This window comes from Mesorhizobium sp. M7A.F.Ca.AU.001.01.1.1, assembly GCF_004022735.1.
Taxonomy (GTDB): domain Bacteria; phylum Pseudomonadota; class Alphaproteobacteria; order Rhizobiales; family Rhizobiaceae; genus Mesorhizobium; species Mesorhizobium ciceri.
This window is the reverse complement of the sequence record NZ_RZPF01000726.1, coordinates 1-3,259: the sequence shown is the minus strand read 5'-3', so window position 1 is coordinate 3,259 and position 3,259 is coordinate 1. Positions and strand designations below refer to the sequence as shown.

At 62.4% G+C, this 3,259-nt stretch carries 4 protein-coding genes; 1 reads left to right on the top strand and 3 read right to left on the bottom strand.

Features of this window, described 5'->3' with window-relative positions:
• Window positions 1–86: 86 nt before the first annotated feature.
• The 3 genes from EN884_RS30635 to EN884_RS30625 all read right to left on the bottom strand — a co-directional run bounded on the left by EN884_RS30635 (window position 87) and on the right by EN884_RS30625 (window position 2,321).
• The gene (locus tag EN884_RS30635) at window positions 87–1,250 is read right to left on the bottom strand and encodes an isovaleryl-CoA dehydrogenase (protein ID WP_013532607.1); all 1,164 of its coding nucleotides are present in this window, start codon (window positions 1,248–1,250) and stop codon (window positions 87–89) included.
• A 64-nt stretch (window positions 1,251–1,314) separates the two neighbouring features.
• Window positions 1,315–1,965, bottom strand: coding sequence for a TetR/AcrR family transcriptional regulator (locus tag EN884_RS30630; protein ID WP_013532606.1), 651 nt, complete (start codon window positions 1,963–1,965; stop codon window positions 1,315–1,317).
• Between the two features lie 71 nt (window positions 1,966–2,036).
• Complete coding sequence (locus EN884_RS30625; RefSeq protein WP_013532605.1) at window positions 2,037–2,321, bottom strand: acylphosphatase; 285 nt, start codon at window positions 2,319–2,321, stop codon at window positions 2,037–2,039.
• 175 nt (window positions 2,322–2,496) lie between these two features.
• Between EN884_RS30625 and EN884_RS30620 the strand changes: the two genes are divergently transcribed.
• Window positions 2,497–3,259 (top strand): MarR family winged helix-turn-helix transcriptional regulator (locus tag EN884_RS30620; RefSeq protein WP_164895254.1); only part of this gene is annotated, 763 nt, incomplete at its 3' end.

Sequence of the window (3,259 nt, the reverse complement as noted above, 5' to 3'; positions counted from 1 at the left end):
GTCGGCGACCAGCGCCCGCATGCGCTCGGCGTTGGCACGGAAGGTTTCGGAGGAGGGGGAGATCTGGGTTTGCAACGTGGCCATACCTACACCCCCTCCGCCATGATCTCGCGGCCGATCAGCCAGCGGCGGATTTCGCTGGTGCCGGCGCCGATCTCGTAGAGCTTGGCATCGCGCAACAGGCGGCCGGTTGGATAGTCGTTGATGTAGCCGTTGCCGCCAAGCAGCTGGATGGCGTCGAGCGCCATCAGCGTCGCCTTCTCGGCGGCAAACAGCACGCAGCCGGCGGCATCCTTGCGCGTCGTCTGGCCACGATCGCAGGCGGCGGCGACGGCATAGACATAGGCGCGCGCGGCATTCAGCGTCGTGTACATGTCGGCCAGCTTGCCCTGCACCAGTTGGAACTCGCCGATCGCCTGTCCGAACTGCTTGCGCTCATGCACATAGGGGATTGCCACGTCGAGGCACGCCGCCATCAGGCCGATCGGGCCGCCGGCAAGCACCGTGCGCTCATAGTCTAGGCCAGACATCAGCACTTCGACGCCGCGCCCTTCCTCATGCAGCACGTTGTCGAAGGGCACCTCGACATCCCTAAACACCAGCTCGCCGGTGTTGGAGCCGCGCATGCCGAGCTTGTCGAGCTTTTGCGCCACGGAAAATCCGGCAAAAGCCTTCTCGACGATGAAGGCGGTGATGCCGCGCGATTTCTGGTCCGGATCCGTCTTGGCATAGACCACCAGCGTCTCGGCGTCCGGCCCGTTGGTGATCCACATCTTGGTGCCGTTGAGCACGTAGCGGTCATTGCGCTTTTCGGCGCGCAGCTTCAGCGAGACGACGTCCGAGCCGGCGCCGGATTCCGACATCGCCAGCGCGCCGACTCGCTCGCCCGAGCACAGCGGCGGCAGGTATTTTTCCTTCTGCGCCTGCGTCGCCCAGCGGTTGATCTGGTTGACGCAGAGGTTGGAATGGGCACCGTAGGAGAGGCCGACCGAGGCCGAAGCGCGCGAAATCTCCTCGACGGCGATCACATGGGCGAGATAGCCCATGCCGCTGCCGCCGAAATCGGGGTCGGCGGTGATGCCGAGCAGGCCGAGCGCACCGAATTCGCCCCACAGATGCGCCGGGAATTCGTTCGAGCGATCGATGTCGGCGGCGATCGGCGCGATCCGGTCCTGGGCAAAGCGCCGCACCATGTCGCGCAGCGCCTCGATCTCTTCGTCATGCCCGAAGCTGAGCGTGTTGGTGTACATTTTTCTCCTCCCTGCGCATGACCTCGAAAATCGACTTTGATTTCGGAAAGGGATCATGCGCGAATCAAAATGCTGCAGCGTCCTTTGCGCGTCCGAAGGGACGCGCGGCGCCGTAGGCGTCGATCTTCGCGCCGACGAGCCGCATTGTCATTGAAAGATATGTTGTGGTCACTTCAGCGATCGACAGCCGTTCGCCCGGCCGAAACCAGACGATGACGCCGGTCATCATCTGGATCAGCGCCATGGCGGTCAGCCCGGTGTCGTCGATGCTGAAGGTGCCCGTCTCGGCGCCGTCGCGCAGGATGGTGCGCAGCTCCTTCTCGTAGGCAGTGCGCATGCGCAGGATCTGCGTCAGCCTTTCCGGCGACAGGCTGCGCAATTCCATGTTCGACACATGCGTGGCGTGCCGTCGCTCGATGTGGAAAGTGATGTGGTTTTCGACATAGGCCGAAAGCCGCTGCACGGGATCCGCATTAACCGGGCGAGCTGTTTCCCACGCTTCGGTCAAACCTTCCATGTGCTCGCGCATCAGCGTGAACAGAAGCTCTTCCTTGGTCGGAAAGTAGCGGTAGAGTGCGGCCGCCTGTACGCCGACCTCGGCGGCGAGCTGTCGCATCGACATCGCCTCGTAGCCAAAACGCGCGATCAGATTGACCGCCGCCTCACGAATGGTCGCTTCGGTCTTTTCGCCATCAGACCCGGCGGTGCGTGCCATGTCAGCTCCTCTGCGGAGCAATAATAAAACGAACGTTTAATTAATTCAAGGCGCTCAATCCAAATCCGCCTTCATGCCACGATTCTGAACCCAACAGAGGCGTTGTCTGCCTCCAACTCCTCGACGTCGACCTTGGAAACCAAAGCCCCGGCCGGCCCTTTCCAGAGGCGCTCGATCATTGTCGAGACCTCCTCATCGAGGCCTGCGATCTCGGCCGTTACGGACCCGTCCGCTTCATTGCAAACCCAGCCCGCAAGACCAAGGCCCGTGGCCTCATCCCGGGCCCAGGCTCTGAAGCCGACGCCTTGCACGTTACCGTAGACGCGTGCGTGCACTTTCCTGCGATGACCAGCCATGAATCTCTCCAAGCCTGTCTCGTTTTGAATCTGGCGCACGGCCTGAGGAATGCAACCTGCGCGCGGACGCAATAGCTGGGCCTTCCGGCTTTAGCTGGCCTTCTGGCCTTGAATTTAATTGACTCAGTCCACTAATTTAGGAAAATGGAACTGCTTTATTAGGAGCTGGCCGCAAATGTTGGACGAACGCAACGCATTGGTGGCCGATGTCCGGCGCTTCAATCGCTTCTACACGCGCACTGTCGGCCTTCTCGACGAGACGCTGACACAAAGTGCATTCACTTTGACCGAGGCGCGCGTGCTGTTCGAACTGGGTCACCGCAGCAACCCGGCTTCCGCCGAAATCGCCGGCGAGCGAGGTTTCCTGGTTGGGGCTTTTCGGCTCGAGAATGGCCCGGCGGCCTCCGAAATATCGAGACAATTGCGTGTCGATGCCGCCTATCTGACGCGGATCCTGCGCAAGTTCGCGGGCCAGGGGCTGACCGAGGCCAGAACGGACCCGGCTGACCGGCGCCGAAGGGTCCTCTCGCTGACCGCAAGGGGCGAGGCAGCGCTTGCCAGGCTGCAGGCGGCGGCCGATCGGGATACGGCGCGGCTGATCGAAAGCGTACCCGACGACAGGTTGCATGAACTGCGCAGCGCCTTGCGCAAGGCGGGGGAATTGCTGGGTGATCCCACCCGTGAAAGCGGCGAGGTGACGTTGCGGCCGCACCGCGTCGGCGATGTCGGCTGGGTCGTGCAGCGCCAGGCCCAACTTTATGCCGAGGAATATGGCTGGACGATCGAGTTCGAGGCCATGCTCGCCGAGATCGGCGCCGATTTCATTCGCAATTTCGTGCCCGGCCGCGATTTCTGCTGGATCGCCGAGCGCGGTGGTCAGCCGGTCGGCGCGGTGTTCCTGGTTCATCAGGATGATAAGGTGGCCAAGCTGAGAATGC

Coding starts and splice junctions, on each gene's coding strand:
- EN884_RS30635 (WP_013532607.1), bottom strand. CDS start 1,250: ATGTACACCAACACGCTCAGCTTCGGGCATGACGAAGAGATCGAGGCG.
- EN884_RS30630 (WP_013532606.1), bottom strand. CDS start 1,965: ATGGCACGCACCGCCGGGTCTGATGGCGAAAAGACCGAAGCGACCATT.
- EN884_RS30625 (WP_013532605.1), bottom strand. CDS start 2,321: ATGGCTGGTCATCGCAGGAAAGTGCACGCACGCGTCTACGGTAACGTG.